Raw genomic sequence first — 26039 nt, 5'->3', positions numbered from 1 at the left:
ATCATTGGCTCAGGACTTCGGGGCTTTTTCGTACAGCGGCATCACCTTCGGAATCGCTGCCTGCAACGCAGCAATGCGGCTGCTCGATGCCGGGTGAGTGCTCATGAATTCCGGTGGCGCGCCTTCGGAAGCCTTGCTCATCTTGTCCCACAGGGTGATCGCCGCGTTCGGGTTGTAGCCGGCGCGGGCGGCCAGTTCCAGGCCGATCAGGTCGGCTTCGTTTTCGTTGGCGCGACTGTTGGGCAAGGTCATGCCGTAGTTGGCCACGGTGTCGGCCAGCGCCAGGCTGTCCTGGCCCAGACCGAACAAGGCACCGGCGCCCTGCTTGGCCATCTCCATTCCGTAAGCCTTGGACATCGCTTCACGACCGTGCTCGCGCAGGGCGTGGGCGATTTCATGGCCCATGACCGCAGCGATTTCATCGTCGGTGAGTTTCAGGCTGTCGATCAGCCCGGTGTAGAAAATGATCTTGCCGCCGGGACCGCAGTTGGCATTGAGCTCATCGCTCTTGATCAGATTGACTTCCCATTGCCACTGCGCCGCGTCCGGGCGGAAGGTCGGCGCCTGGGCGATCAAGCGGTTGGCGATGGTCTGCACGCGCTTGGCTTCAGGGCTGGTCTTGTCCAGCACACCTTTGCTCGACGCCTCGCCGACAGTCTTCTGATACGACTGCGCGTACATCTGATCGACCTCTTGCGAGGACAGCATGCTGAACATGTACTGCTTGCGCTCCACGCCCACGGCACCGCCGCTGGTGGTGTTGACCGACTGACAACCGGCCAGCAACAGCGCTGCGCTCAAAGCACTTACCACTAATGTCTTGTTCATTCAAAAGCTCCCTGAAAACCTGAGGCGTATCCTAGGCGGCTAATTGTATCGGCGCCAGATACAACGGACACATTGCGCGTACATCCACCTAAGGCCGCAAGTCTGGCTGGAAATTCCTCAACGCGCATTGAATCCGCCGTGCACCGATCCATCAGCGACATCGCGGGCCGATTCCGACCAACGTCTCTCATGGCCCTCCACACCCCGCCGATAAATCCCTCGCAGATTGTCCTCTTGCGTGCGGAGCTCCCATGAAGTTCAAGTCGATCCAGTTTTCCGTCGCCGCCCTGGCCGGCGCCATCGTTCTGAGCGTGGTCGCGGCGCTGGTGCTGTACGCGCTGTTCTCCGGCGCTCGCACTCAAGAAATGGTGCAACAGCGCACCCAGGCGCAGTTCGAGCAAGTCATCGAACAGCGCCTGACCTCGCTGGCGCAGACCCAGGTCAGCCAGATCCAGCGCGAACTCGAAGCGCCGCTGCTGATTGCCGGCGGCCTGGTGCGCGTCAACGCCCTGCTCGGCACAACCGGCACCGATGGCCAGCCGCGCCTGAGCGTCAGCCGCGAACAACTGATCAGCCTGATCAAGGAAAACGTCGAAAAGAACCCGAAGGTTCTCGGCACCTACATCGGCTGGGAAAAAAACGCACTGGACCACAATGACGCGGCCTACATCGGCAGCGCCGTGGTCGGTATCGACCCCGCCACCGGGCGCTTTTTGCCGTGGTGGTTCCGCAATACCGACGGCAGCCTGGGCGTGGACAAACTGGCCGATGTCGACGATCAGAAAACCCTGTCCACCGGGGTGCGCGCCAGCGAGTACTACCTGTGCTCGAAAGAGACGAAGAAAGCCTGCGTGATCGACCCGGCACCGTACAAGGTCGGTGACAAGATTGTCATGCTCGCCTCGTTCATTGAACCGATCATGGTCAACGGCGCGTTCCAGGGCATCGTCGGCGCCGACCTCTCGGTGAACTTCATTCAGGACATGCTGCTCGCCGCCAACCAGAAGCTTTACAGCGGCGCCGGTGAAATGGCTCTGGTCGGCGGCAACGGGCGGATCGTTGCCTACACCAAGGACTCGAGCAAATTTGGTGAAAAAGTCAGCGACATCCTCGACGCCGAACAGGCCAGCAGTCTCGCCAATCTCAAGCGCGACGAGGTCACCTATTCGGTGAATCAGGCCAAGGGCCGCATCGAACTGTACCTGCCGTTCGGCATCGGCCAGACCGACGCACGCTGGACACTGATGCTGCAATTGCCGCTCAACGCGGTCATGGCCGATCTGCAAAACCTCCAGGCTGATCTTGATGCCCAGCGCAAATCCGACACCTTCGGCATGGCCATGGTCGGCCTGATCATCGCCGGCATCGGCCTGCTGGTGATCTGGCTGGTGGGTCACGGCATTGCGCGGCCACTCAAGCAAATGGTCGCCATGCTTGATGACATCGCTCAGGGCGAAGGCGATCTGACCCGTCGCTTGAGCAGCGACCGCAGCGATGAACTGGGCTCGATTGCCAAAGGCTTCAACACCTTCCTCGCCAAGTTGCAGGCGATGATTACGCAAGTGGTGACCTCGGTGCAGAGCGTCAGCGATTCCTCGGAACACACCGCCGACATCGCCATTCGCACCAACATCGGCGTGCAGAAACAAATGGCCGAAATCGATCAGGTGGCGACTGCGGTGCAGGAAATGACCGCCACCGCCCAGGACGTGGCGCGCAACGCCACCCAGGCCGCACAAGCGGCAAGCCACGCCGACCAGGCCGCCAGCCAGGGCATGCAGATCGTGCGCGACACCTCGAATTCGATTGGCGTACTGGCGGTGGAAATCGGCAAGGCTGTCGAGGTGGTGCAGACGCTGGCCAAGGACAGCGAAAACATCAACGCCATCCTCACCGCCATTCGCGGCATCGCTGAACAGACCAATCTGCTGGCACTGAACGCGGCAATCGAGGCCGCCCGGGCCGGCGAGCAGGGTCGCGGTTTTGCCGTGGTCGCGGATGAGGTGCGCAATCTGGCGCAGAAAACCCAGAAGGCCACCGAAGAAATCCAGAGCATGATCCAGCAGTTGCAACAGGGCACGCGCGATGTCGTGCGCGTCATGGAAGACAGCCAGAACCGCACCGACGAAAGCGTGCAACACGCGGCGAAAGCGGCCGAAGCGCTGGAGACCATTACTCAGGCCGTGTCGGTGATCAACGATATGAACACCCAGATCGCCAGTGCGGCAGAAGAGCAAAGTGCAGTGGCCGACGACATCAACCGCAATGTGATCAACATCGGTCAGGTGGCGAATGAAGTGGCCGGCGGTGCGGATGAATCGAGCTCGGCGAGCGCCGGGTTGACCAAACTGGCGGAACAGCAGCGGCGGTTGATCAATCAGTTCAAGGTCTGAAAGATCAAGAGCCCCTCACCCTAGCCCTCTCCCGGAGGGAGAGGGACCGACCGCGATGTCTTGCGCTATACATCGACCTGAAAAAAACAGTCGATTATGGATTCACAACAGATCGTTCAGGTCGGTGTACCTCTGAAGCATCCCCCATTCGGCTCCCTCTCCCTCCGGGAGAGGGCTGGGGTGAGGGGCTTTGATCCACGCAAATCAAGCCGGGGTCAAACACTCCGGCCCATTCAACTTCGGATCATTTACCAGATTCGCCAGCACCCGCTCGCGCAGCGCCGCCGGTTCACTGGCGAGCAAACCCTGCAACACATGCAGCGGCGTTTCGGGATCAAGCCAGGCAGCCTGCCCCGCTTCATCAAGAATCAACGGCCGGCGCTGACTCGCCGCCGACTGAGTAATCACCGCCGTGCTCAGCCAGACCTGTTCCTGCACCGGATACGCTTCCCAGATCGCGGCGAAAAACAACGACGAGCCCTCCCCCGGCGTCAACCAGTAAGGGCGCTTGCGCTGGGTGCCACGCCATTCGTAGAAGCCGTTGGCCGGCAGCAGGCAGCGACGCAAGCGCAAGGCCTCACGAAACATCGGCTGTTCTGCGACAGTTTCAGCGCGGGCGTGTGCAGGGGTTTTCGACAGATCGGTCAGCCACGGCGGCGTCAGGCCCCAGCGCGCACGGGCCAACGTGCGCTGGCCATCTTCTTCGGCACGCAGCATCAACACCGAATCATTGGGGGAAATGTTCCACTGCGCCTGCTGATCGGCGGGAAAACCTGGCAGGGCCGCGAACTCGCGGTTCCAGCGAAACAGGGCATAACGTCCACACATGGGGCAACACGACTCTGAATAAAACGAAGGCCAGCCTAACAGACCAGCGTGCCGGGAAAGCTTTCCGGTTCGTCGCCGGGCAACGGCAGCGCGGCATTGTACGCGGTGATCAACTCGCGGGCGTATTCGGCCTGATCGTTATCCACCGACAGCCAGAGCAGGCCGAAGATCGGCAATTCACCCGCACCGCCCACCAGATCACGACCGATCAGATGCGCTTCGATCCCCTCAGTGGCAAGCATGCCCTTGAGCATTTCGCCCTCCATCAGGTTCGCCGGTTCGTAGATGCGCTGCATACGCGGCCCTCACTCTTTTTCGCTGAAGACTTCCAGATGCCACTCTTCTTCATGTACCTGCAGGACAAAGGTGATCGGACGACAGCACACCTGGCAGTCTTCGATATACGTCTGATCCCCAGCGGACAAATCCAGAGTGGTCTCGACTTCCTCACCGCAATACGGACATTCATACAGTGCATTTTCCAGCATCGCGGTCTCCCCAGTGACTTGTGCGTATAATCGCCGGTCTATTTGCAGGGCTATTTTTGTCTGGCTACTTTTCAGACCGTGCCCCGCGGGTTTTCGATCAAACCCTTTACTTACCCTAGCCGTTTCCAACAAGAGAGCATGATGGGCGAATTCGATGCCATCCGACCTTACGACGACAGCGAAGTACCTGCGGTACTGGCAAGGCTGCTCGGCGACAAGGCGTTTCTAGATATCCTCACCCACTTCCGCTTCCCGCGTTTTGCCGGTGCCTTCGGCTGGATGCTCAAACCTCTTATAGCCCATCGGCTGCGTCGTGAGTTTGCCGACGTGAATTCCGTGGCTACCTTACAGGACAAAGTCGAGTTCTACGTCGACCACACCATCGAGCGCGCCACCGACGGCGTGACGTATACCGGTGTCGAGCAATTCAAGTCCGGCAGCGCCTACCTGTTCATCGCCAACCACCGCGATATCGTCATGGACCCGGCCTTCGTCAACTACGCCGTGTACCACGCCGGCCTGCCGACGCCGCGCATCGCGATTGGCGACAACCTGCTGCAGAAGCCGTTTGTCAGTGACCTGATGCGCTTGAACAAGAGCTTTATCGTCCACCGTTCGATCACCGGCCGTCGCGAGAAAATGGCTGCGTATCAATTGCTGTCGGCGTACATCAATCACTCGATCCGCAACGATTGCGCGTCGATCTGGATTGCTCAGGCTGAAGGTCGGGCGAAGGACGGCGACGACCGCACCGAGTCGGCGATCCTCAAGATGTTCCACATGAGCCGCAAGGACGAGCCGTTCGGCGAAGTGATCCGCTCGCTCAACGTGACGCCGGTGTCGATCAGCTATGAGTACGACCCGTGCGATCAGGCCAAGGCCCGCGAACTCTACATCCGCGCCACCACCGGCACCTACGCCAAGGCGCCGGGCGAGGATGACGTGAGCATTGCCAAGGGCATCACCGGCTACAAGGGCCGGGTCCACGTGAACTTTGCCGCGCCGATCACCGAGGTGTTCGAAGACACCAAGCAATTGGCGATCGAAATGGACAAGCAGATTCTCGGCGGCTACCGGTTGTTCCCGGTGCATTACCTGGCGTACGCGCAGTGGGCGGATGCCGATCCGCAACTGAATGTGCCAACCGCGGCCGAGGTGTTCCCGGCTGACGAACTGGCCAAGGCGCAGGATGAATGGCAAAGCCGTCTGGACGCCTGCCCCACTGAGCATCGGCCGTACCTGGTGCTGCAATATGCGACGCCGGTGCGCAACCAGTATCGGGTCAAGGCTGGATTGCCGCTGTAGGCAACAGCTGTGGCGAGGGGATTTATCCCCGCTGGACTGCGCAGCAGGCCCTGTTTTTCTCAGGTAAAAACCTGGGAGCGCTGCGCACTCCAACGGGGATAAATCCCCTCGCCACAGGTTTGCTATTGCTTCAGAAGCGGGTGCTGATCCAGGAGACGATCAAAGCAAGCCCCAGGCAAGCAAAACCAAAACGATAGAAAAACCGGTTGATGCGCAACGTCGCCCAATCGAGCATCGGCTCGGCATTCGGCTGCGCCTGGCGCTGGGCGGCGAGGCTGGCCTGGGCGCGTTGCTCTCGTCGGCGGGTCGCGTGCAGCAGCCAACTGCCCGGAAAGGCCAGCAGCAAGGCCAGCAGGTTGATCAACTTGGCGGGATGGGCGGTAAACAGCGTCATCAAGTGCAGCGACATCACAGACCTCGAACTTAACCGGTGTGGCAGACGCCAGACCGACGACCGCGGCGCGGATTCTACCCAAACCCTGACGCCCTGCCCCAGCCTTTGCGACAAATAACCTGACAATCGACCGATGGCTGTCCTGTGTCATGGCATCGTCACGTGGATGCTTCACCCTGCGCGCCTCGAAACCCGAATGGAATGCGACATGCTGCACGCGGAAAACCAGGATCGCCTGTACCTCATCACTCCTTACGACGACCAGCAAAGCCTGATCGGCAGCCTTGCCTTCAACGTGCAGGATCGGCACTGGCTGGTGTATTGCGCGCTGGGCGGGCATCAACATGCGGACTTGCCCGAGACCGATTTGCTGACTGGCGTGAGCGTGCTCGATTTTTATTCTCAGGCTGCCTGAACGTCAAAAGCACCCTCACCCTAGCCCTCTCCCAGAGGGAGAGGGGACTGACCGAGGTGTTTGCGGTAGATACGCCGACTTGAGATACCGCGCCGAATTCAGGTTTTGAAGCACACGCGATCGGCTCCCTCTTCCTCGGGAGAGGGGACTGACCGAGGTGTTTGCGGTAGATACGCCGACATGAGATACCGCGCCGAATTCAGGTTTTGAAGCACACGCGATCGGCTCCCTCTCCCTCGGGAGAGGGCTGGGGTGAGGGGAATCGATTTCCCATACGACACAAATCTCAGATCCACAAAAAAGCCCGGAACCATCACTGGCCCCGGGCTTTTTCAGATTCGCTGCAAACTTACTCAGCGAGCACCTGCCCCACGGTCGGGTCCTTGAACAGACGCGTCAGTGCATCGCTCAATACATCGCTGACCAGTTTGGTGTTGGTTTCCTGATTCGGCGCCATGCCGAAGCGCTGGTCCAGCGACGCACCGTAACGGCCGCTGTAACGGCGGTTGGCGTTCTGCACGTCGGAGCGGAAGGTCGCGCCGATGGTCGCTTCGGTCACGTACATGCCTTCTTTCGGCGACTGGTATTTCAGCTCGGCCAGGGTCACGGTCAGCTGCGGCGCGTTGGGTGCGTTAGTGGTCGGGGTGAAGCCGAGCAGACGCACGGCGGCTTCGGCCTGGGCCTGCAGCTTGGGCAGGATCTGCTCGCGCTGTACGGTGATGGCGCTGGTTTCCGGGTACAGACCGCCACGGGTGCCGAGGGTTGGCGACGGACGACCGTCGACCACACGCACGATGACAGGCTGGCCGCGACCGACCGCTGGCAGTTGCGTGGTCAGCTTCGGCTCCGGATTCAGTTGTTGCGGGCTGTGGGCGCAGCCGGCGAGGGTCAAACCGGCGACAGTGATCAAACCGAACAACAGGCGTTGCAACATGCTCTTCTCTCCAGAATCAGGCACAAACAGGCCGGCAGTATAGCGGTGGGCCACTGCGCGTAACCAGCGCCGCACAGTGAATACTGCAATGTCTGACACGCCCCGCCGAAAGCGGTTCCTGTCACACATTCTTCACCGTCCATACACCGCGGCGTCATGGCTTGCCGACAAGCTTCAAAGCAGTCCTCTTTCAAGGAACTCTGCCATGCGTTATCTGATCTCGCTGTTCGCCCCACGCCCGCTGCATCGCAGCTTTGCCCTTCTTGACCGCAACGGCCGTTGCCAAGCCTTCAAGCAGTGCAGCCTGCAACCGATGGGCGACGGCTGGGTGGAAATTGAAGAAATCCGCCTGACCTGGTTGAACCAGCCGCTGCCCGCCAGCGCCCGGGTCGTACCGCGACAAATGCGCGCACGGGGTCAGGTGCAGTTGAGCATCTGACCGGATGCCTAATAAAAGTCATTAAACACGAGCAACTACGCGCATTTCTTCGCTACAATCTCCCCCCGATTATAAGGACGTCTCCTGATCGGGCCCCGCAACAGCGTCAATGCGCATGCATCGACATCAAAATCGCCCACAGAGAGCCGCCCACACAGATCGAGTGAAGTTGGCGCGCTTGCCTGTTCTTCCGGCAAAAACCCGCTTTTCGCGAATCTGCAGAGCTGTCATTCGCTCGGCCACCGCGTTGTTTTGCCCTAGCGGGCAGGTGCCAGGCCAAGGCAGCCCTTTTTTGAGGTTCACGTCTTCAAAAGAGCGTGAAAAAAACGGGTTTTCACAACTTCACAAGAGTGTGGCGAGCAAATGAATAGTTTTGCGTCTGAACATGCACCATTAGCGTCTGAAACAGCCCAACGACACAGGACCGGGTATACCTCGAACATCGGAGCCTGAAGCCTGTCCGCTACGGATTTGGTTGCACGAAAACGGATGACTCGACCATAAGTCGAATTGCCAGCCCTGCGTCAAAATGCGTTCATGGAACGCTTGAAACCAGGCCGCACGCATCCGTCGAAGTTGCGAAAAATTGCGAAGATTCGGACATGGCCCACCTGACCACGGATAGCCCGGGCCCACTGACCTGCCCTGGAACGCCTGGCAGCCATGCCGACAATTTGGTGCTGCAGATTTGGGAGACGCGTTAAATGGCGCATAACGAAGCAGTCGACGTAGTTCTGGTAGGGGCCGGCATCATGAGTGCCACCCTGGCCGTACTGCTCAAAGAGCTCGACCCCGCGATCAAGCTGGAAGTCGTCGAGCTGATGGATTCCGGCGCCGCCGAGAGTTCCAATCCGTGGAACAACGCCGGTACCGGTCACGCCGGCCTGTGCGAGCTGAACTACACTCCGCAGGCTGCCGATGGCAGCGTCGACATCAAGAAAGCCGTGCACATCAACACCCAGTTCGAGGTGTCGAAGCAGTTCTGGTCGTACCTGACCAAAAAAGGCACGTTCGGCTCGTGCAAATCCTTCATCAGCCCGGTTCCGCACCTGAGTTTCGTTCAGGGCGAAAGCGGTGTGTCGTTCCTCAAGGAGCGCTTCAATGTCCTGAGCAAGCACCACGCGTTTGCCGACATGGAGTACACCGAAGACAAAGGCAAGATGGCCGAGTGGATGCCGCTGATGATGCCGGGCCGCTCGCCCGACGAAGTCCTCGCCGCCACCCGCGTGATGAACGGCACCGACGTCAACTTCGGCGCCCTGACCAATCAGTTGCTCAAGCATTTGAGCAGTGCTCCGGACACCCAGGTCAAATACTGCAAGCGCGTGACCGGCCTCAAGCGTAACGGCGCCGGCTGGACCGTCAGCATCAAGGACGTCAACAACGGCAACACCCGCGAAGTCGACGCAAAGTTTGTCTTCCTCGGTGCCGGTGGCGCGGCCCTGCCGTTGCTGCAGGCTTCGGGTATCGAAGAAAGCAAAGGCTTCGGCGGCTTCCCGATCAGTGGCCAGTGGCTGCGTTGCGACAACCCGGAAGTGGTCAAGCACCACCAGGCCAAGGTCTACAGCCAAGCGGCCGTGGGTTCGCCACCGATGTCGGTGCCGCACCTCGACACTCGCGTCGTCGACGGCAAGAAATCCCTGCTGTTCGGGCCATACGCCGGTTTCACCACCAAGTTCCTCAAGCATGGCTCCTTCATGGACCTGCCGATGTCGGTGCGCGCTGGCAACATCGGGCCGATGCTGGCGGTGGCGAAAAACAACATGGACCTGACCAAGTACCTGGTCAGCGAAGTGATGCAGTCGATGGAACAGCGTCTGGAATCCCTGCGCCGTTTCTACCCGCAGGCGAAAGCCGAAGACTGGCGCCTGGAAGTGGCCGGCCAACGGGTGCAGATCATCAAGAAGGATCCGAAAAAGGGCGGCATCCTGCAGTTCGGTACCGAACTGGTCGCCGCGAAAGACGGCTCCCTCGCTGCCCTGCTCGGCGCTTCGCCAGGCGCGTCGGTGACCGTTTCGATCATGCTCGAACTGATCGAAAAATGCTTCCCGGCCAAGGCGTCCGGCGAGTGGGCAAGCAAACTGGCGGAGATCTTCCCGGCCCGTGAAAAGGTTCTGGAAACCGATGCTGCGCTGTATCGCAAGATCAACACGCAGAACAACATCGCCCTGGAACTGGTTGAAGAAAGCAGCGAGACACCAAGCTTCGCTTGATCTTGCGGCATAAAAAACGCCCCGTACTCCTTGAGTGCGGGGCGTTTTTTATGGCCAGGCAAGAACCAATAATCCTGGCTTACAAACCTTTGTAGTGAGGTGGCCTCAGGTGCGAGCCTTCTTGATCAATTCGATGTAGTCGCCAGCGTTGCGATGATCCTTGATCAATTTGACGAAAGTGTTGCCCTGCTCATCCTCGCCATCGACGTCATAACCCGCCGCAACAAAGAAGCCCAGAAAGCGCTCGAAGTCATCGATGCGCAAACCGCGGTAGGCCTTGATCAGTTTGTGCAGCGACGGCGAAGTGGCGTCGACCGGCTCAAAATCGAGGAACAGCTTGATCTGCTCATCGCCGATCTCGTCACCAATCACTTGTTTCTTATCTTTACGCATTGCCGACTCCAGCTCGCAGACATGACACGGGGCGGGCAGTTTACCCCTGCCCGACCGCCCGGCTCAACGCGGACGAATCGCCCCGGTGTGCAAATCGGCCCAGATATGGCCATTGGCATAACTGAGGAACTGTACATACACCGTGTCGTTGCGCAGCAGATCCATCACCACGCGGTACTGAGCGAGCGGATAGAACAGCGTCAGGGTTTTGCTTTTGTCATCGTAGGCCGGCTTTTTCAGGCTTTTGCTCTCGCCGTCGAAACTCACCAGCACCTGAGAAATGCTCGCGCCCTTGTTCAGCGATTTGCCTTTGAGGCGGATCAACAAGGATGAGGTGACCGGAATCGGCTGCTGATTGGACTGGCGCTGCGCACCGACCACCACCGAATACTCGCTGACCTGCAGCAGTTGCTGTTGCTCGGGTTCAGCGTCGCGCAGGGTCAGATCGTCCGGCGGCAGGAACTGGCTGTGCATCGGCGCGGCGGACAGCGGCAGGCTGAGAGACAGCAACAGGGCGGCGAGACTGCGGATCAAGAGGCGCATGACAGGCTCCGGGGGCGGGGCCGAGCACTCTAGCATGGCTGTCGCGCAAGGATCAGCACACACAAAAACAACTGTGGGAGCGAGCCTGCTCGCGAAAGCGGTGTGTCAGTTTTCAATGATGCTGACTGACACGACGCCTTCGCGAGCGGGCTCGCTCCCACAGGGGGCAATGCAGGTTCTTACATGCCTTTAACGGCGTAAATCCCGTTGGCATTGCGCCAGTAGCCTTTGTAGTCCATGCCATAACCGAAGATGTAGCGGTCGATGCACGGCAGGCCGACGAAATCGGCTTTCAGGTCAGGACGTGCCTTGCGGTCGTGGTCCTTGTCGATCAGCACGGCGGTGTGCACTTTGCGTGCGCCGGCGTGTTTGCAGAAGTCGATGATCGCGCCCAGGGTATGACCTTCATCGAGGATGTCGTCGATGATCAGCACGTCGCGGTCGATGAACGAGACTTCCGGCTTGGCTTTCCAGAACAGGTCGCCGCCGCTGGTTTCGTTGCGATAACGGGTCGCGTGCAGGTAGGACGCTTCCAGCGGGAATTGCAGATGCGTCAGCAGTTTGCCGGAGAAGATCAGGCCGCCGTTCATCACGCAGAACACCACCGGGTTGCTGTCAGCCAGTTGCTCGTTGATTTGTGCACCGACGCGGGCGATGGCCGCCTCGACTTCAGACTCGGTGTACAGGCAGTCAGCCTCTCGCATGATTTGACGGATATGCTCGAGATCAGCGGACATGGCGCTCTCCAGGGGTTGGCGGAATTGGAAAAGCGGGCAAAGGTACGCATCCCGCGAGGTCGAATCAAGCTCTTATGGACTAACGTACAGAATGTCCTATAGGACATCACCCTCGGATAGATTAATCTAGGCCGGTTTTTTTGCCCGCCGCCGGAGCCTTTCCCATGCCCATCCTCGAGATCCGCCATCCGCTGATCCGTCATAAACTCGGCCTGATGCGCCGCGCTGACATCAGCACCAAGAATTTCCGCGAGCTCGCTCAGGAAGTCGGCGCCCTGTTGACCTATGAAGCTACAAAAGATCTGCCGCTCGAATCCTACGACATTGCCGGTTGGTGCGGCACCGTGTCGGTGGAGAAGATCGCCGGCAAGAAGATCACCGTCGTGCCGATCCTGCGTGCCGGTATCGGCATGCTCGAAGGCGTGCTCAGCCTGATTCCGGGCGCCAAGGTCTCCGCTGTGGGCGTTGCCCGCAACGAAGAAACCCTGCAAGCGCACACCTATCTGGAAAAACTGGTACCGGAAATCGATGAGCGTCTGGCGATGATCATCGACCCGATGCTCGCCACCGGCAGCTCCATGGTTGCCACCATCGACCTGCTGAAAAAGGCCGGTTGCCGCGACATCCGTGCCATGGTCCTGGTGGCCGCGCCGGAAGGCATTGCTGTCGTCGAACAGGCGCACCCGGACGTGACCATCTACACCGCGTCCATCGATGAACGTTTGAACGAGCACGGCTACATCATTCCTGGGCTTGGCGACGCCGGTGACAAGATCTTCGGCACCAAGCAGAAGGACGCGTAACCATGCAGCAAGAGTTCAACGATCCGCTCTGGCGCACGGTGCTGTCCGGTGCGCAGATGCTGTTCGTGGCCTTCGGTGCCCTGGTGCTGATGCCGCTGATCACCGGCCTGGACCCGAACGTGGCACTGTTCACCGCGGGTCTGGGGACGATCCTGTTCCAGATCGTCACCGGGCGACAGGTGCCGGTGTTCCTCGCGTCGAGCTTCGCCTTCATCACGCCGATCATTCTCGCCAAGGGCCAGTTCGGCCTCGCCGCGACCATGGGCGGGGTGATGGCGGCCGGTTTCGTCTACACCTTCCTCGGCCTCGCCGTAAAGATCAAAGGCACCGGTTTCATTGACCGTCTGCTGCCACCGGTGGTGATTGGTCCGGTAATCATTTCCATCGGCCTGGCCATGGCGCCGATTGCCGCGAACATGGCGATGGGCAAGGCCGGCGACGGCACCGAGCTGATCCACTATCAGACGGCGATGATGATTTCCATGCCGGCGCTGCTGACCACGTTGATCGTGGCGGTGTTCGGCAAGGGCATCTTCCGTCTGGTGCCGATCATTTCCGGCGTGCTGGTGGGTTTTGCCATATCGTTCTATTTCGGCGTGGTCGACACGGCGAAGATTGCCGCAGCGCCTTGGTTCGCCCTGCCGCATTTCACCGCGCCGGAGTTCAACTGGCAGGCGATTCTGTTCATCGTTCCGGTGGCGCTGGCCCCGGCGATCGAACACATCGGCGGCGTGATTGCCGTGGGTAGCGTGACCGGTCGTGACTATCTGAAGAAGCCGGGCCTGCATCGCACCCTGCTCGGTGACGGCATCGCCACCACGGCCGCCGGCCTGTTCGGAGGCCCGCCCAACACCACGTACGCCGAAGTGACCGGCGCGGTGATGCTGACCAAGAACTACAACCCGAAAATCATGACCTGGGCGGCGATCTTCGCCATCACCCTGGCGTTCATCGGCAAGTTCGGCGCGCTGCTGCAAAGCATTCCGGTGCCGGTAATGGGCGGGATTCTGTGCTTGCTGTTCGGTTCGATCGCGGCAGTGGGCATGAACACCCTGATCCGCCACAAGATCGACCTGGGCGAAGCGCGCAACCTGGTGATTGTTTCGGTGACGCTGGTGTTCGGTATCGGCGGCGTGCTGGTCGGCACCGGCACCGGTCCTGATGACTTCGGCCTCAAAGGCATCGCGCTGTGCGCGGTGGTGGCGATTGCGCTGAACCTGATCCTGCCGGGCAATGACGGCTGGAAGCAGAAGAAGGCGGATGAGCCACTGATTTAACCCCCCGCAATGATCGTTCCCACGCTCCGCGTGGGGATGCCTCAAGTGACGCGGAGCGTCACGGGCTGCATTCCCACGCAGAGCGTGGGAACGATCACTGTGTGAGCGGGCTTGCTCAGAGGGCCAGCGGCGCTCTTTCGCAGAGGGTCGCCAACGCCTTGGCCCATTGCGGGTCGTCGTTCAGGCACGGCACCAGCACCAACTCTTCGCCCCCCGCTTCGCGGAACTGTTCCCTACCGCGATCGCCAATCTCTTCCAGCGTCTCGATGCAATCGGCAACGAACGCCGGGCACATCACCAGAATCTTTTTCGCCCCGCTTTTGGCCAGTTCATCCAGCCGCGCTTCGGTGTACGGCTCGATCCATTTCGCCCGGCCCAGGCGTGACTGAAACGACACCGACCATTTACCGTCCGCCAGCCCCATGCTTTTGGCGAAGGCGGCGGCGGTACGGAAACACTGCGCGCGATAACAGGTTGCCAATACCGCCGGCGAGGCGGTCTGGCAGCAATCGGCGCCTTTGAGACAGTGATTGCCCGTGGGATCGAGTTTGCTCAGATGGCGCTCAGGCAAACCGTGAAAGCTCAGCAGCAGATGATCGTAATCCTGCTGCAGATGCGGACGCGCGCTGGCGGCCAGTGCTTCGATGTATTCCGGCTGATCGTAGAACGGTTGCAGGATCGACAACTGCACGTCGAGTTTCTTCTCGCGTAGCACGCGTCGGGCTTCTTCGATCACGGTGGTCGTGGTGCTGTCGGCGAACTGTGGGTACAACGGCGCCAGCGTGATCTTCTTATGTCCCGCTTTGACCAGACGCAGCAGACAGGTTTCGATCGACGGCTCGCCATAACGCATCGCCAGATCCACCGGGCCGTGTTTCCACGTCCGGGTCATCTGCTCCTGCAAGCGGCGGCTGAGCACCACCAGCGGCGAGCCCTCCTCCCACCAGATCGAGGCGTAGGCATGGGCCGATTGCTCGGGGCGCTTGATCAGGATCAGCGACACCAGCAACCGCCGCAGCGGCCATGGCAGGTCGATCACGTAGGGGTCCATCAGAAATTGATTGAGGTAGCTGCGCACATCGGCCACCGAGGTGGAGGCCGGAGAGCCCAGGTTGACCAGAAGCAAAGCGTGATCGGTCATGCAACGTCCTATTTCAGAGGCGGCTGGAGAGATCATCCAGAGCCGCGCGTAAATCCGTAAAGCGGAAGCTGAACCCCGCTTCCACCAGGCGTGCCGGCGTCGCGCGCTGGCCGCCAAGCAATAACAGTGACAGCTCGCCGAGCATGACTTTCAGCGCCAGGGTCGGCATCGGCATGAACGCCGGGCGGTGCAACACACTGCCCAGGGTCTTGGCAAATTCGCGGTTGCGCACAGGTTTCGGCGCGCAGGCATTATAAGGACCGCTGGCCTGATTCCGGTGCAGAAGAAAATCAATCAAGGCGATTTGATCGTCGATATGGATCCATGGCATCCACTGCCGACCATTGCCCAAAGGCCCGCCGAGCCCGAGCTTGAACGGCAGCAACAGCCGCGACAAAAAGCCGCCCTCGGCCGACAGCACCAGACCGGTTCGCACCAGCACCACGCGGATGCCGAGGTTCTCGGCACGCAGCGCGGTCTCTTCCCAAGCGATACACAACTGACTGGCGAAGTCGTCGATGCCGGGCGGTGATTCTTCAGTCAACTCGCGTTCGCCAGCGTCGCCGTACCAGCCGATCGCCGAGCCGGAAATCAGCAGCGCCGGTTTCTGCGCGCGAGTTTCCAGCCACGCCAGCAGCGTTTCCGTCAGGGTGATGCGGCTGCTCCACAGCAACGCCTTACGGCGATGAGTCCAGGGGCGGTCGGCAATCGGCGCACCGGCGAGATTGACGATCACATCCAGCGGCTCTTCGCCGAGGTCCTCCAGACGCGAAATTCCGCGCACTTGCGCGCCGCAGATCTGCGCGACTTTTTCCGCGCGGCGACTCCACACCGTCAGCCGATGGCCCTGCTCCAGCCAATGCCGGCAGAGCTGACGTCCGATCAAACCAGTACCGCCGGTCAGCAATATGTGCATGACATCTTCCTCGCGTGGCGTTTAACCCGGATCACTAGTCTATTTTTATAGGCAGGGATCTTTTCGATCGGGCAGGCTCTATGGTTTAACAATAGGCCAAGCTGTCAGAACGAGAACGCTAGAAGTTATACCAAAAAACAGAATTGTACAGGTTTGATCGACGGCGTAGTCTGTACAGAAAGGTAAACGAGGCCCCTATGACTGTACCTATCGCAATCATCGGCACCGGCATCGCCGGGCTCTCCGCCGCTCAGGCTCTGACAGAGACCGGGCATACCGTTCAACTGTTCGATAAAAGCCGCGGCAGCGGCGGGCGCATGTCGAGCAAGCGCAGCGACGCCGGCTCGCTGGACTTGGGCGCTCAATACTTCACCGCGCGTGACCGGCGCTTCGTCACCGAAGTGCAGCGCTGGCAGAGCCAGGGCTGGGCCGCCGAGTGGGCGCCGCAGCTGTACACCTTCCAGGGCGGCCAACTGAACATGTCGCCGGACGAGCAGACCCGCTGGGTCGGCACGCCGCGCATGAGCGCCATCACCCGTGGCCTGCTCGATGGCCTGGACGTGCAGTTTGCCTGCCGCATCACCGAGGTCTATCGCGGTGAAGAGCACTGGCATCTGCAGGACGCCGATGGCTGCACCCACGGCCCCTTCAGCCATGTGGTGATCGCCACACCGGCACCGCAAGCCACCGCGTTGCTGGCCGCCGCACCGAAACTTGCCGGCGTCGCGGCCGGGGTGAAAATGGAGCCGACCTGGGCCGTCGCTCTCGCCTTCGAAACCCCGCTGGATACGCCAATCGAAGGCTGCTTCGTACAGGACAGCCCGCTCGACTGGCTGGCGCGCAACCGCAGCAAACCCGGGCGCGACAGCACTCTCGACACGTGGGTGCTGCATGCAACCAGCGCCTGGAGCCGGCAACACATCGACCTCTCCAAGGAGGCGGTGATCGAGCATCTGCACGGTGCTTTCGCCGAACTGCTGCACAGCGCCATGCCTGCGCCGACCTTCAGCCTCGCCCACCGCTGGCTCTACGCCCGCCCCGCCACCGGCCATGAATGGACCACACTGGCTGATGTCGATCTGGGCCTGTACGCCTGTGGCGACTGGTGCCTGTCGGGCCGCGTTGAAGGCGCCTGGCTCAGTGGTCAGGAGGCTGCACGTCGCTTGCACGAACACCTGCAATGAATCGTATCAATCCGCGCAAATTGCTGCTGTCGAAGTGGACAGCAGCCCATCCGCAAAATCGCGAAAAACATTTTCTGGTCACCGAACTGATCCGCGACGAGGAAGGTACGGTGCTGGAAGTTGAATTGCAGGCGGTGCTGACCCAGCGTAGCGAGCGACTCGATTGGCAGGTGCTGAAAGACAGCGAGCACTGGTTACTCGGCTGGAAATAGATTTCCCTTGCGGTGGCGAGCCTGCTCGCGAAAGCGCTGTATCAGATTCGAATTCGTCGACTGCCCCACTGCTTTCGCGAGCAGGCTCGCTCCCACAGATCAACGCCGCACAAAAATCTTATACAAATCATTTGACTTGTACATCCATCGATCTATGCTGAGGAAAAGTTGTACAGCGATAACTCTCTGTACAGGTATAGATTCGAGGTGCTCATGTCTACTGCTTCCCTGTCCAAGCCGAAGATCGCCATCAGCGCCTGCCTGTTGGGCGAAGAAGTGCGCTACAACGGTGGGCACAAGGAATCGCGGCTATGCAGCCGTACCCTCACCGAATATTTCGATTTCGTCCCGCTGTGCCCGGAAGTCGCCATCGGCATGGGCATTCCCCGTGAGCCGATCCGGCTGGTCGGCGACCCTGAACAACCCGAGGCCGTCGGCACCGTCGACCGGACCATCAACGTCACCAGGCCACTGGCCGAGTACGGCGAGAAAATGGCCGCCGAGTTGCAGGACCTGTCCGGCTACATCTTCATGCAGCAGTCGCCCTCCTGCGGGCTGGAACGGGTCAAGGTCTATCACGACAACGGCGCGCCAGTGAACGGTGGCGGACGCGGCATCTATGCGCAGGCATTCTGTGCCCAACATCCGGATCTGCCGGTGGAAGAAGCCGGGCGCCTCAACGATCCGGTGCTGCGGGAAAACTTCATCACCCGCGTCCTGGCCTACAGCGCCTGGCAGCAAGTGCTCGCCGAGGGCCTGAGCCGCCGCGCCCTTACCGAGTTCCATTCGCGCTACAAGTACCTGCTGATGGCGCACAACCCGCTGCAATACAAAAACCTCGGCAAGATGCTCGGCAATATGGCTGACAGCGATCCCGCCGAGCTCGGCCCGCGCTACTTCAGCGAGCTGATGGCCGCGCTGAAGAAATGCGCCACGCGCGGCACCCATTGCAACGTGCTGCTGCACCTCAGCGGTTATTTGAAACAATCGCTGAGCGCCGAAGACAAACAGGAAATGCAGCAGATCATCGGCCAGTATCGCCAGGGCATCGTGCCGCTGGTGGTGCCGTTGACGCTGCTCAAACACCACTTTCGACTCCATCCGGACCCGTACATCGCGCAGCAGGTTTACCTGCAGCCGCACCCGGAAAACCTCAGTCTGCGAAACGCGATCTAATGAACGATAAAACCGACAGCAGCGCCCGGGAAGACCTCGGCGCCGACTTCAAGAAAGCCCTCGACGAGGGCTGGTTGCCGATTCGCGAAGTCGCGCGGCAGACCGGCGTCAACGCCATCACCCTGCGCGCGTGGGAACGTCGCTATGGGTTGGTGGTGCCCCAGCGCACGCCCAAGGGCCATCGACTGTATAGCGCTGAACATGTGCAGCGGATCATGGCCATCCTTACCTGGCTCAACCGTGGCGTTGCGGTCAGCCAGGTCAAGCCACTGCTCGATGCGCCGCAGGCCTTCACGGAAACCGTGGAAAACGATTGGCAGCGTCTGCATCAGACGTTGCTGTCGGCGGTCACCTCGCTCAATGAGCGCGCGCTGGATGACAGCGTCAATCAGGCCATTGCCTTGTATCCGCCACGGACGCTGTGCGAGCAATTGCTGATGCCGTTGCTGGCCGAGCTCGAACAGCGCTGGCAGGGCCAGTTCGGCGCACAGATGGAACGGACGTTTTTCTTTTCCTGGTTGCGCAGCAAATTCGGCGCACGCATTTACCATAACAACCGCCAGCTGCATTCGGCGCCGCTGCTGTTGATCAATCATTCCGACCTGCCGCTGGAGCCACATCTGTGGCTGTGCGCATGGCTGATCAGCAGTGCCGATTGCCCGGTGCAAGTGTTCGACTGGCCACTGCCGGCCGGTGAACTGGCGCTGACCGTCGAGCATCTGCAAGCCCGTGGCGTGCTGCTGTATTCGAGCAAAGCCATGCAACTGGCGCAGCTGCCCAAGCTGTTGGCGAACGTCAACTGCCCGACCTTGATTGCTGGCCCCACGGTGCACATTCACCACACCGAGTTGTCCGCACGCACCGCCCAGACTGCCGATCTGTTCCTGGCTGAAGATCCGCTTGCCGCACACCAGGCGCTGCTCGAGCGCGGATTGATTTGATGATGGGTTTAATCACATGCAACTGATCTGGCTGCGCAGCGACCTGCGCCAACATGACAACACCGCCCTCGCGGCCGCCGCAGCGCGCGGCCCGACTGTGGCAGTGTATCTGTTGAGTCCGCAGCAATGGCTGGAGCACGACGATGCGCCGTGCAAAGTGGATTTCTGGCTACGCAATTTGCGCGAACTGAGCCAGAGCCTCGGCGCGCTGAACATTCCGCTGTTGATTCGCAGCGCGCCGCACTGGGATCAGGCGCCAGCAGAACTGCTCAAGCTGTGCCGGCAATTGAAGATCGAGGCGGTGCACGTCAACGAGGAATACGGCGTCCACGAAAGCCGCCGCGATGAAGCCGTGGCCGAAACGATGCGGGCCGAGGGCATCGAGTTCCACAGCTATCTGGATCAGTTGCTGTTCAAACCCGGCACGATCCTGACCAAGACCGGCACCTACTTCCAGGTGTTCAGTCAGTTTCGCAAGGTCTGCTACGAGCGCCTGCATCGCTCGATGCCTGCACTTGTAAAGGCACCGGGCAAACAGGCCGCGCTGGGTATCGAAAGTGACGCAATTCCGGAGGCGGTCAAAGGCTTCGCCACGCCGAGCGAATCCCTGCGCGCCTTGTGGCCGGCCGGCGAGCAAGAGGCGCGGCGCCGCCTCGACACCTTCACCGACGCGCAGATCGACTACTACCGCAGCGAACGCGATTTCCCGGCCAAACCCGGCACCAGCCAATTGTCGGCGTACCTCGCCGCCGGGGTGATCTCGCCACGCCAGTGCTTGCACGCTGCACTGCAAAGCAATCAGGGCGAGTTCGAAAGCGGCAAAGTCGGCGCAGTGACCTGGATCAACGAGCTGCTGTGGCGCGAGTTCTATAAACACATTCTGGTCGGCTACCCACGCGTCTCCCGGCATCGCGCCTTCCGCCCGGAAACCGAAGCGCTGGCCTGGCGCGATGCGCCGGAAGAACTCAAGGCCTGGCAGGAGGCACGCACCGGACTGCCGATCATCGACGCGGCGATGCGCCAATTGCTCGAAACCGGCTGGATGCACAATCGCCTGCGCATGGTCGTGGCGATGTTCCTGACCAAAAATCTGTTGATCGACTGGCGCGAGGGCGAACGCTTTTTCATGCGCCACCTGATCGACGGCGACCTGGCGGCCAACAACGGTGGCTGGCAGTGGAGCTCATCGACCGGCACCGACTCGGCGCCGTACTTCCGTATCTTCAACCCGTTGAGCCAGTCGGAAAAATTTGATGCCGAAGGCGTGTTCATCAAGCACTGGTTGCCGGAACTGGCCGGGCTCAACAAGAAGGAAGTGCACAATCCGGCGGCAGCCGGAGGACTGTTCGGCGTGGCCGATTATCCGGCCCCGATCGTCAACCTCAGCGCCTCACGCGAGCGTGCGCTGACGGCGTTCAAGAACCTGCCGTCGCGCCAGCCTGTGGGCGGCAGCGATGAGTGAATTCCTGCGCAGCTTCGCCCGCGAGTTTTGCGGGTTGAACAAAGACAACCTGCATCGCCTCGGAGAGCTGTACAGCGACGACATTCATTTCACCGATCCGCTGCACGAAGTTCAGGGCCTGCCACAACTGCGGGATTACTTCAGTGAGCTGTACGCCAACGTCAGCGATCTGCGTTTCGATTTTCACGGCTTTGACCAGATCCGCGAAGGTGAGGGTTACCTGCGCTGGGTCATGAGTTATCGCCATCCGCGCCTGGCCAACGGTCGGGAAATCAGGGTCGGTGGCTGCTCGCACCTGCTCTGGCGCGACAAGGTTTATCGCCATCGGGATTATTTCGATGCCGGGGCGCTGCTGTATGAACACTTGCCAATATTGGGCCGGGCGATTGCCTGGCTGAAAAGGAGAATGGGATGAGTCGTACACCTCCACGGCGGTATTGGTTGACCGGCGCCAGCAGTGGCATCGGTGCAGCCTTGTGTGAGGACATTCTGAAAAGCGGCGCACACCTGGCGGTCAGCTCGCGCTCGGCCGCGCCGCTCAAAGTTTTGTCCCAGCGTTACCCGGGCCAGGTGCTGGTGGTGCCCGGCGATCTGACCAACAGTCAGACCGTGCGTGAAATCGGTGAGCAGATCGCCGAGGCCTGGGGTTCGCTGGACAGCGTGATTCTCAACGCCGGCACCTGTGAATATGTCGACGCGCGCCAGTTCGATTCCTCGATCATCGAGCACGTGGTACGCACCAATCTGCTCGCCAGCAGCTATTGCATCGAAGCCGCCCTGCCGCTGTTGCGCAAAGGCACCGCGCCGCATCTGGTCGGCATGGCCAGCTCGGTGACTTACCTGCCGCTGCCACGGGCCGAAGCCTACGGCGCATCGAAGGCCGGGCTGCGTTACCTATTCGAATCGCTGCGCATCGATCTGGCGGATGAAGGCATTGAAGTCACCATCATCAGCCCGGGTTTTGTCGAAACGCCGCTGACCGAGAGGAACGATTTCCCGATGCCGCTGAGCTGGCCTGCGGATAAAGCGGCGCGGCACATCTTCGCCAAACTCAAGGACCGTCCGCTGGAAATTGCCTTCCCCGGACTGTTCATGGCCGCGCTGTGGCCGCTGTCGAAACTGCCCGCCCGCGCGCAATTGGCGATCGGCAAACGCATGGTGCGCAAGAACCCACCGCAGCGGGACCCGATATGAAAATCGCCGTAATTGGCAGCGGTATCGCCGGGCTCACCTGCGCCTACCTGCTGAACCGCCGCCACGACATCACCGTGTTCGAAGCGAGTGACTGGGTCGGCGGCCATACCCACACCGTACCGGTCAGCGTGGCCGGGCAATCGTTCGCCATCGATACCGGTTTCATCGTGTTCAACGACTGGACCTATCCGAATTTCATTCGCTTGCTCAACCAGCTTGGCGTGGCGTTCAAGCCGACCGAAATGAGCTTTTCGGTAACCGACCCGGACACCGGCGTGGAATACAACGGCAACAACCTCAACAGCCTGTTCGCCCAGCGCAGCAATCTGTTGTCGCCGGGGTTCTGGGGCATGCTGCGCGACATTCTGCGCTTCAACAAAGAAGCCCAGCGCGACCTGATCGAACTGCGCATCGCCGCCGACACCACCCTCGATGATTACCTCAAGGCTGGCGGCTACGGCGAGCGTTTCATCCTGCATTACATCGTGCCGATGGGCGCGGCGATCTGGTCGATGCCGATGGCGGAAATGCTCAATTTCCCGCTGCAATTCTTCCTGCGTTTCTTCAAGAATCATGGCCTGCTCTCAGTCAGCGATCGTCCGCAGTGGCAGGTCATTGAAGGCGGTTCCAGTGCCTATGTGGCGCCGCTGACTGCTCCATTCAGCGACAGGATCCGCCTGAACTGCCCGGTCAAGCGCGTCGAGCGCAACCAGCACGGCGTAGTTATCCACAGCCCGGCCGGCCTCGAACATTTCGACAAAGTGGTGTTCGCCTGTCACAGCGATCAGGCGCTGAACCTGCTGGCCAACCCGAGCGACGCCGAGCGTTCGATTCTCGGTGCCCTGCTCTACGCCGACAACGACGTCGTGCTGCACACCGACACGCGCCTGCTGCCAACGCGCAAACTGGCCTGGGCCAGCTGGAACTATCGCCTCGGCGGCGCCGGCCATACGCGCGCGGCGGTCACGTACAACATGAACATTCTGCAGGGCATCGAGAGCGACACCACGTTCTGCGTCAGCCTCAACCAGACTGCCGGCATCAGCCCGGATAAAGTGCTGGCCCGCTATACCTACGCCCACCCGCAATACACCCTCGCCGCAGCGGCCGCGCAAAACCGTTGGGGCGAACTCGACGGCGAGCAGCACACGCATTATTGCGGCGCCTACTGGGCCAACGGCTTTCATGAAGATGGCGTGGTCAGCGGGCTGCGCGTAGCCGCCGCGTTCGGTGAAACACTGTGAACAGCGCTCTGTACAACGGCGTCATCGGCCACCGACGTTTTTCGCCGCGCCGCCACGAATTCCGCTACCGCATCGGCCTGCTCTATCTCGATCTGAGCGAGCAGGACGCTGTGCTGGCCCTGTCGCCACTGGCCGGGCGCAGCCGCTTTGCGCCGTTCTCGTTTCGCGAAACCGATTACCTGAAAGCCTTCACCGGCAAGGGCATGCGCCTGATCGACGCCGTGCGTCAGCAGGTCGGCGCAGCCATCGGTCATGAGCCACAAGGCGCGGTATGCCTGCTGACCCAGCCGCGCAGCTGGGGGCTGTCGTTCAATCCGGTGAGTTTCTTCTACTGCCATGAAGCCGACGGGCAACTGGCGGCGATCGTTTGTGAAGTGACCAACACGCCGTGGCGCGAGCGTTATCACTATGTGCTGCCGGCGCAGACGCCGACCAGCCTAGTGGATTTCCATCAGCATTTCGCTGTGGCCAAGGCGTTTCACGTCTCGCCGTTTCTGCCCCGCGACCTCGAATACCGCATGAGCTTCAGCCCCGCTGCGCAAAGCCTTGGCGTGCACATGGCCGATTGGCAGGGCAACGAGAAACTGTTCGACGCCACGCTCAATCTGCGCCGTGAACCGCTCGATCGTCGCAGCCTGCATCGCTACCTGCGGCGCTTTCCGTGGATGACCGCAAAAACCGCTCTGGCGATTTATTGGCAAGCACTGCGACTGCTGCTCAAGCGCGCGCCGATCTTCCCTCACCAGGCTGCCGACGGCAGCTTTAAAACCGCCACTGTGCCTCCGAAGGAGCCGCACCATGAAATCCTCTAGCCTGCCGCTCGGTCGCTTCAGCACCAACGGTTTGACCGGCTCGCTGCTGCGCCGTGGCGTGTTGCGCCAATTGGCCCAGCTCAAACACGGACAATTGATGGTCGTCGAGGATGGCGAACAAATGCTTTTCGGCACCCCGGGCAGTGCTCTGCTCGGCGAAGTCCATGTACTCGACCCGGCCCTGTGGGGCATGGTCGCCAGCAGCGGCTCGATCGGCGCCGGCGAAGCATTCATCCACGGCTATTGGAGTTCGCCAGACCTGACTGCTGTGGTGCGCGTGTTCGTCAGCAATCTCGATGTACTCGATGCCATGGAAGGTGGCCTGGCGCGTCTGGGCCGGCCCTTCGTACAAGGGCTGCACTGGCTCAATCGCAACACGCGCAAGGGTTCGCAGAAAAACATCGCCGCGCACTACGACCTCGGCAATGAACTGTTCGAACAGTTTCTCGACCCGACCATGATGTATTCCGCCGCCCAGTTCCTTTCGCCGAGCGACACCCTGGAACAGGCGCAACTGAACAAACTCGAGCGCATCTGCCAGAAACTCGCGCTCAAACCCAGCGACCACCTGCTGGAAATCGGCACCGGTTGGGGCAGCATGGCGTTGTACGCGGCGCAGCATTACGGTTGCCGCGTGACCACCACGACGCTGTCGAAAGAGCAGTTCGCGTTCACTGCCAAACGCATCGAACAATTGGGCTTGCAGGACCGCGTCACCTTGCTGCTCAAGGATTACCGCGACCTGAGCGGCGAGTACGACAAACTGGTGTCGATCGAGATGATCGAAGCGGTCGGCCATCGGTTCCTGCCCACCTACTTCAAGCAATGCGCGCAGTTGCTCAAGAGCAACGGCCTGATGCTGCTCCAGGCGATCACCATTCGCGAGCAACGCTACGAACAGGCCAAGCGCAGCGTCGACTTTATCCAGCGCTACATCTTCCCCGGCGGCGCCCTGCCCTCGGTGCACAAGATGCTCGATGTGGTCAGCCGCGAAACCGACATGAACCTGCTGCACATGGAAGATTTCGGCCTGCATTACGCCAAGACCCTGCGCCTGTGGCACGAGAACTTTCGCCTCGCCCATGGTCGCCTGAGCGAACTGGGCTACGACGATTATTTCCTGCGTTTGTGGGAGTTTTACCTGTGCTATTGCGAGGGCGGATTCCTCGAACGCACCATCGGCACCGCGCAATTGCTGCTGGCCAAACCGGCGGCGATGACCGCTCCCCTGCTCGGGCGCTTCGATGCGTGAGCGAATCGCCAATGCCGTGCTGTTTCAGCTCGGCTGGCTGGCCTGCGTGCTCGGCGGCAACAGTTTGTGGCTGCTGCTGGCGGTGGCGGCTCTGGTGATTCATCTGCGCTGGATCAGCAGTTGGGCGGCAGAAGGTCGTTTGATTCTGTGCGTGGTGATTGTCGGCACGGCGGTGGACAGCGTCTTGCGTTACCTCGACGTGTTCCGCTTTGCAGACGCCTCACCGCTGATTCCGCTGTGGCTGATGCTGCTCTGGGCGCTGCTCGCCACCACGTTGCGCCACTGCCTGGCCTGGAGCGCGCGGCCATGGTGGCTGGCCAGCGCACTTGGCGCGTTGGGCGGCGCATTGTCGTACTACGGCGGCGGACGCCTGGCCGGCGTGCAATTTCCCTACGGCGAGGCGGCGACGCTGATCGTCATTGGCCTGCTCTGGGCAGGCTTGTTCCCACTGTTGCATTTGATGGCGCGGCGTCTGGCGCCGTGAGCGTCCGTCAGCGCTTTCACACCCACGGCGA

At 60.9% G+C, this 26039-nt stretch carries 29 protein-coding genes and 1 pseudogene; 19 read left to right on the top strand and 11 right to left on the bottom strand.

The genetic code is table 11. The features are described from left to right. Positions 1 to 9 precede the first annotated feature (9 nt). Entirely contained in the window at positions 10 to 828 is an 819-nt protein-coding gene (locus V8J63_RS21010) for a M48 family metallopeptidase (protein WP_016773242.1), read from the bottom strand. A 251-nt stretch (positions 829 to 1079) separates the two neighbouring features. Here V8J63_RS21010 and V8J63_RS27880 point away from each other — a divergent pair. Both V8J63_RS27880 and V8J63_RS27875 read left to right on the top strand, forming a co-directional pair. Then, a pseudogene (locus V8J63_RS27880) lies at positions 1080 to 2366 on the top strand (HAMP domain-containing protein); the annotation flags it as partial. Between the two features lie 12 nt (positions 2367 to 2378). Further along, positions 2379 to 3221, top strand: a complete 843-nt coding sequence (locus V8J63_RS27875; protein ID WP_370593580.1) for a methyl-accepting chemotaxis protein — start codon at positions 2379 to 2381, stop codon at positions 3219 to 3221. Between the two features lie 204 nt (positions 3222 to 3425). Here V8J63_RS27875 and V8J63_RS21000 read toward each other — a convergent pair whose 3' ends face one another. The 3 genes from V8J63_RS21000 to V8J63_RS20990 are packed head-to-tail and all read right to left on the bottom strand — an operon-like array spanning position 3426 to position 4537. After that, positions 3426 to 4049: an SOS response-associated peptidase gene (locus V8J63_RS21000; RefSeq protein ID WP_024014271.1), complete on the bottom strand. Its 624-nt coding sequence runs from the start codon at positions 4047 to 4049 to the stop codon at positions 3426 to 3428. Positions 4050 to 4084: 35 nt separating this feature from the next. Continuing rightward, complete coding sequence (locus V8J63_RS20995; protein ID WP_016773239.1) at positions 4085 to 4345, bottom strand: putative signal transducing protein; 261 nt, start codon at positions 4343 to 4345, stop codon at positions 4085 to 4087. Between the two features lie 9 nt (positions 4346 to 4354). Then, positions 4355 to 4537 (bottom strand): CPXCG motif-containing cysteine-rich protein, encoded by a 183-nt coding sequence (locus V8J63_RS20990; protein WP_336464583.1) that lies wholly within the window; start codon positions 4535 to 4537, stop codon positions 4355 to 4357. Between the two features lie 141 nt (positions 4538 to 4678). On the opposite strand from V8J63_RS20990, the gene V8J63_RS20985 reads away from it, so the two are divergent. After that, the gene (locus V8J63_RS20985; RefSeq protein ID WP_336464582.1) at positions 4679 to 5842 is read left to right on the top strand and encodes a 1-acyl-sn-glycerol-3-phosphate acyltransferase; all 1164 of its coding nucleotides are present in this window, start codon (positions 4679 to 4681) and stop codon (positions 5840 to 5842) included. 130 nt (positions 5843 to 5972) lie between these two features. Here the strand turns inward: V8J63_RS20985 and V8J63_RS20980 are convergent, their stop codons facing one another. Continuing rightward, the gene (locus V8J63_RS20980; protein WP_336464581.1) at positions 5973 to 6251 is read right to left on the bottom strand and encodes a hypothetical protein; all 279 of its coding nucleotides are present in this window, start codon (positions 6249 to 6251) and stop codon (positions 5973 to 5975) included. 193 nt (positions 6252 to 6444) lie between these two features. On the opposite strand from V8J63_RS20980, the gene V8J63_RS20975 reads away from it, so the two are divergent. Further along, on the top strand, positions 6445 to 6651 hold the full coding sequence (locus tag V8J63_RS20975; protein ID WP_095181665.1) for a hypothetical protein: 207 nt from the start codon (positions 6445 to 6447) through the stop codon (positions 6649 to 6651). Between the two features lie 349 nt (positions 6652 to 7000). Here V8J63_RS20975 and V8J63_RS20970 read toward each other — a convergent pair whose 3' ends face one another. Then, positions 7001 to 7585: a YajG family lipoprotein gene (locus V8J63_RS20970; RefSeq protein WP_024014276.1), complete on the bottom strand. Its 585-nt coding sequence runs from the start codon at positions 7583 to 7585 to the stop codon at positions 7001 to 7003. A 205-nt stretch (positions 7586 to 7790) separates the two neighbouring features. Between V8J63_RS20970 and V8J63_RS20965 the strand changes: the two genes are divergently transcribed. Together V8J63_RS20965 and mqo are read left to right on the top strand one after the other, a co-directional pair. After that, positions 7791 to 8024, top strand: coding sequence for a hypothetical protein (locus V8J63_RS20965; RefSeq protein ID WP_016773235.1), 234 nt, complete (start codon positions 7791 to 7793; stop codon positions 8022 to 8024). A gap of 704 nt (positions 8025 to 8728) precedes the next feature. Beyond that, a complete protein-coding gene (gene mqo, locus V8J63_RS20960) occupies positions 8729 to 10237 on the top strand; it encodes a malate dehydrogenase (quinone) (protein WP_024014277.1) in 1509 nt (502 codons plus the stop codon). A gap of 105 nt (positions 10238 to 10342) precedes the next feature. Here mqo and V8J63_RS20955 read toward each other — a convergent pair whose 3' ends face one another. The 3 genes from V8J63_RS20955 to V8J63_RS20945 form a co-directional block, all read right to left on the bottom strand. Continuing rightward, a complete protein-coding gene (locus V8J63_RS20955) occupies positions 10343 to 10630 on the bottom strand; it encodes a PA4642 family protein (protein ID WP_123444169.1) in 288 nt (95 codons plus the stop codon). Positions 10631 to 10693: 63 nt separating this feature from the next. Further along, positions 10694 to 11173 (bottom strand): hypothetical protein, encoded by a 480-nt coding sequence (locus V8J63_RS20950; protein ID WP_071173567.1) that lies wholly within the window; start codon positions 11171 to 11173, stop codon positions 10694 to 10696. 179 nt (positions 11174 to 11352) lie between these two features. Then, complete coding sequence (locus tag V8J63_RS20945; RefSeq protein ID WP_016773231.1) at positions 11353 to 11910, bottom strand: hypoxanthine-guanine phosphoribosyltransferase; 558 nt, start codon at positions 11908 to 11910, stop codon at positions 11353 to 11355. A gap of 164 nt (positions 11911 to 12074) precedes the next feature. On the opposite strand from V8J63_RS20945, the gene upp reads away from it, so the two are divergent. Beyond that, a complete protein-coding gene (gene upp / locus V8J63_RS20940; RefSeq protein WP_336464580.1) occupies positions 12075 to 12713 on the top strand; it encodes a uracil phosphoribosyltransferase in 639 nt (212 codons plus the stop codon). 2 nt (positions 12714 to 12715) lie between these two features. Continuing rightward, complete coding sequence (locus V8J63_RS20935) at positions 12716 to 13990, top strand: uracil-xanthine permease family protein (protein WP_336464578.1); 1275 nt, start codon at positions 12716 to 12718, stop codon at positions 13988 to 13990. Between the two features lie 115 nt (positions 13991 to 14105). On the opposite strand, the gene hemH is transcribed toward V8J63_RS20935, so the two are convergent. Together hemH and V8J63_RS20925 are read right to left on the bottom strand one after the other, a co-directional pair. Further along, positions 14106 to 15131: a ferrochelatase gene (gene hemH / locus V8J63_RS20930; RefSeq protein WP_336464577.1), complete on the bottom strand. Its 1026-nt coding sequence runs from the start codon at positions 15129 to 15131 to the stop codon at positions 14106 to 14108. Positions 15132 to 15144: 13 nt separating this feature from the next. Further along, positions 15145 to 16047 (bottom strand): TIGR01777 family oxidoreductase, encoded by a 903-nt coding sequence (locus V8J63_RS20925; protein WP_336464576.1) that lies wholly within the window; start codon positions 16045 to 16047, stop codon positions 15145 to 15147. A 197-nt stretch (positions 16048 to 16244) separates the two neighbouring features. On the opposite strand from V8J63_RS20925, the gene V8J63_RS20920 reads away from it, so the two are divergent. From V8J63_RS20920 to V8J63_RS20870, 11 genes are all read left to right on the top strand, one after another. Then, on the top strand, positions 16245 to 17231 hold the full coding sequence (locus V8J63_RS20920; protein WP_024014282.1) for an NAD(P)/FAD-dependent oxidoreductase: 987 nt from the start codon (positions 16245 to 16247) through the stop codon (positions 17229 to 17231). Beyond that, complete coding sequence (locus V8J63_RS20915) at positions 17228 to 17443, top strand: TIGR02450 family Trp-rich protein (protein ID WP_076564097.1); 216 nt, start codon at positions 17228 to 17230, stop codon at positions 17441 to 17443. Before V8J63_RS20920 ends, V8J63_RS20915 begins: the two co-directional genes overlap by 4 nt. Before the next feature lie 213 nt (positions 17444 to 17656). Continuing rightward, positions 17657 to 18619: a YbgA family protein gene (locus V8J63_RS20910; protein ID WP_041479992.1), complete on the top strand. Its 963-nt coding sequence runs from the start codon at positions 17657 to 17659 to the stop codon at positions 18617 to 18619. Further along, positions 18619 to 19560, top strand: a complete 942-nt coding sequence (locus tag V8J63_RS20905; protein ID WP_016773222.1) for a MerR family transcriptional regulator — start codon at positions 18619 to 18621, stop codon at positions 19558 to 19560. Before V8J63_RS20910 ends, V8J63_RS20905 begins: the two co-directional genes overlap by 1 nt. Positions 19561 to 19576: 16 nt before the next feature. Beyond that, on the top strand, positions 19577 to 21022 hold the full coding sequence (phrB, locus tag V8J63_RS20900; protein ID WP_122602302.1) for a deoxyribodipyrimidine photo-lyase: 1446 nt from the start codon (positions 19577 to 19579) through the stop codon (positions 21020 to 21022). Continuing rightward, on the top strand, positions 21015 to 21437 hold the full coding sequence (locus tag V8J63_RS20895; protein WP_125925721.1) for a nuclear transport factor 2 family protein: 423 nt from the start codon (positions 21015 to 21017) through the stop codon (positions 21435 to 21437). The genes phrB and V8J63_RS20895 overlap by 8 nt, the downstream gene beginning before the upstream one ends. After that, the gene (locus tag V8J63_RS20890; RefSeq protein WP_016773219.1) at positions 21434 to 22216 is read left to right on the top strand and encodes an SDR family NAD(P)-dependent oxidoreductase; all 783 of its coding nucleotides are present in this window, start codon (positions 21434 to 21436) and stop codon (positions 22214 to 22216) included. Before V8J63_RS20895 ends, V8J63_RS20890 begins: the two co-directional genes overlap by 4 nt. Then, entirely contained in the window at positions 22213 to 23460 is a 1248-nt protein-coding gene (locus tag V8J63_RS20885; RefSeq protein WP_336464575.1) for an NAD(P)/FAD-dependent oxidoreductase, read from the top strand. The genes V8J63_RS20890 and V8J63_RS20885 overlap by 4 nt, the downstream gene beginning before the upstream one ends. Continuing rightward, complete coding sequence (locus V8J63_RS20880; protein ID WP_016773217.1) at positions 23457 to 24272, top strand: DUF1365 domain-containing protein; 816 nt, start codon at positions 23457 to 23459, stop codon at positions 24270 to 24272. Before V8J63_RS20885 ends, V8J63_RS20880 begins: the two co-directional genes overlap by 4 nt. Then, complete coding sequence (locus V8J63_RS20875; RefSeq protein WP_016773216.1) at positions 24259 to 25524, top strand: SAM-dependent methyltransferase; 1266 nt, start codon at positions 24259 to 24261, stop codon at positions 25522 to 25524. Before V8J63_RS20880 ends, V8J63_RS20875 begins: the two co-directional genes overlap by 14 nt. After that, complete coding sequence (locus tag V8J63_RS20870) at positions 25517 to 26008, top strand: DUF2878 domain-containing protein (protein ID WP_336464574.1); 492 nt, start codon at positions 25517 to 25519, stop codon at positions 26006 to 26008. Before V8J63_RS20875 ends, V8J63_RS20870 begins: the two co-directional genes overlap by 8 nt. The last annotated feature ends 31 nt before the right edge of the window (positions 26009 to 26039 follow it).

Origin of the sequence: Pseudomonas sp. CCNWLW23 (assembly GCF_037095675.1) — a bacterium.
GTDB classification, from domain to species: Bacteria; Pseudomonadota; Gammaproteobacteria; order Pseudomonadales; family Pseudomonadaceae; genus Aquipseudomonas; species Aquipseudomonas atacamensis.
This window is presented reverse-complemented; position numbering and strand designations above follow the sequence as displayed.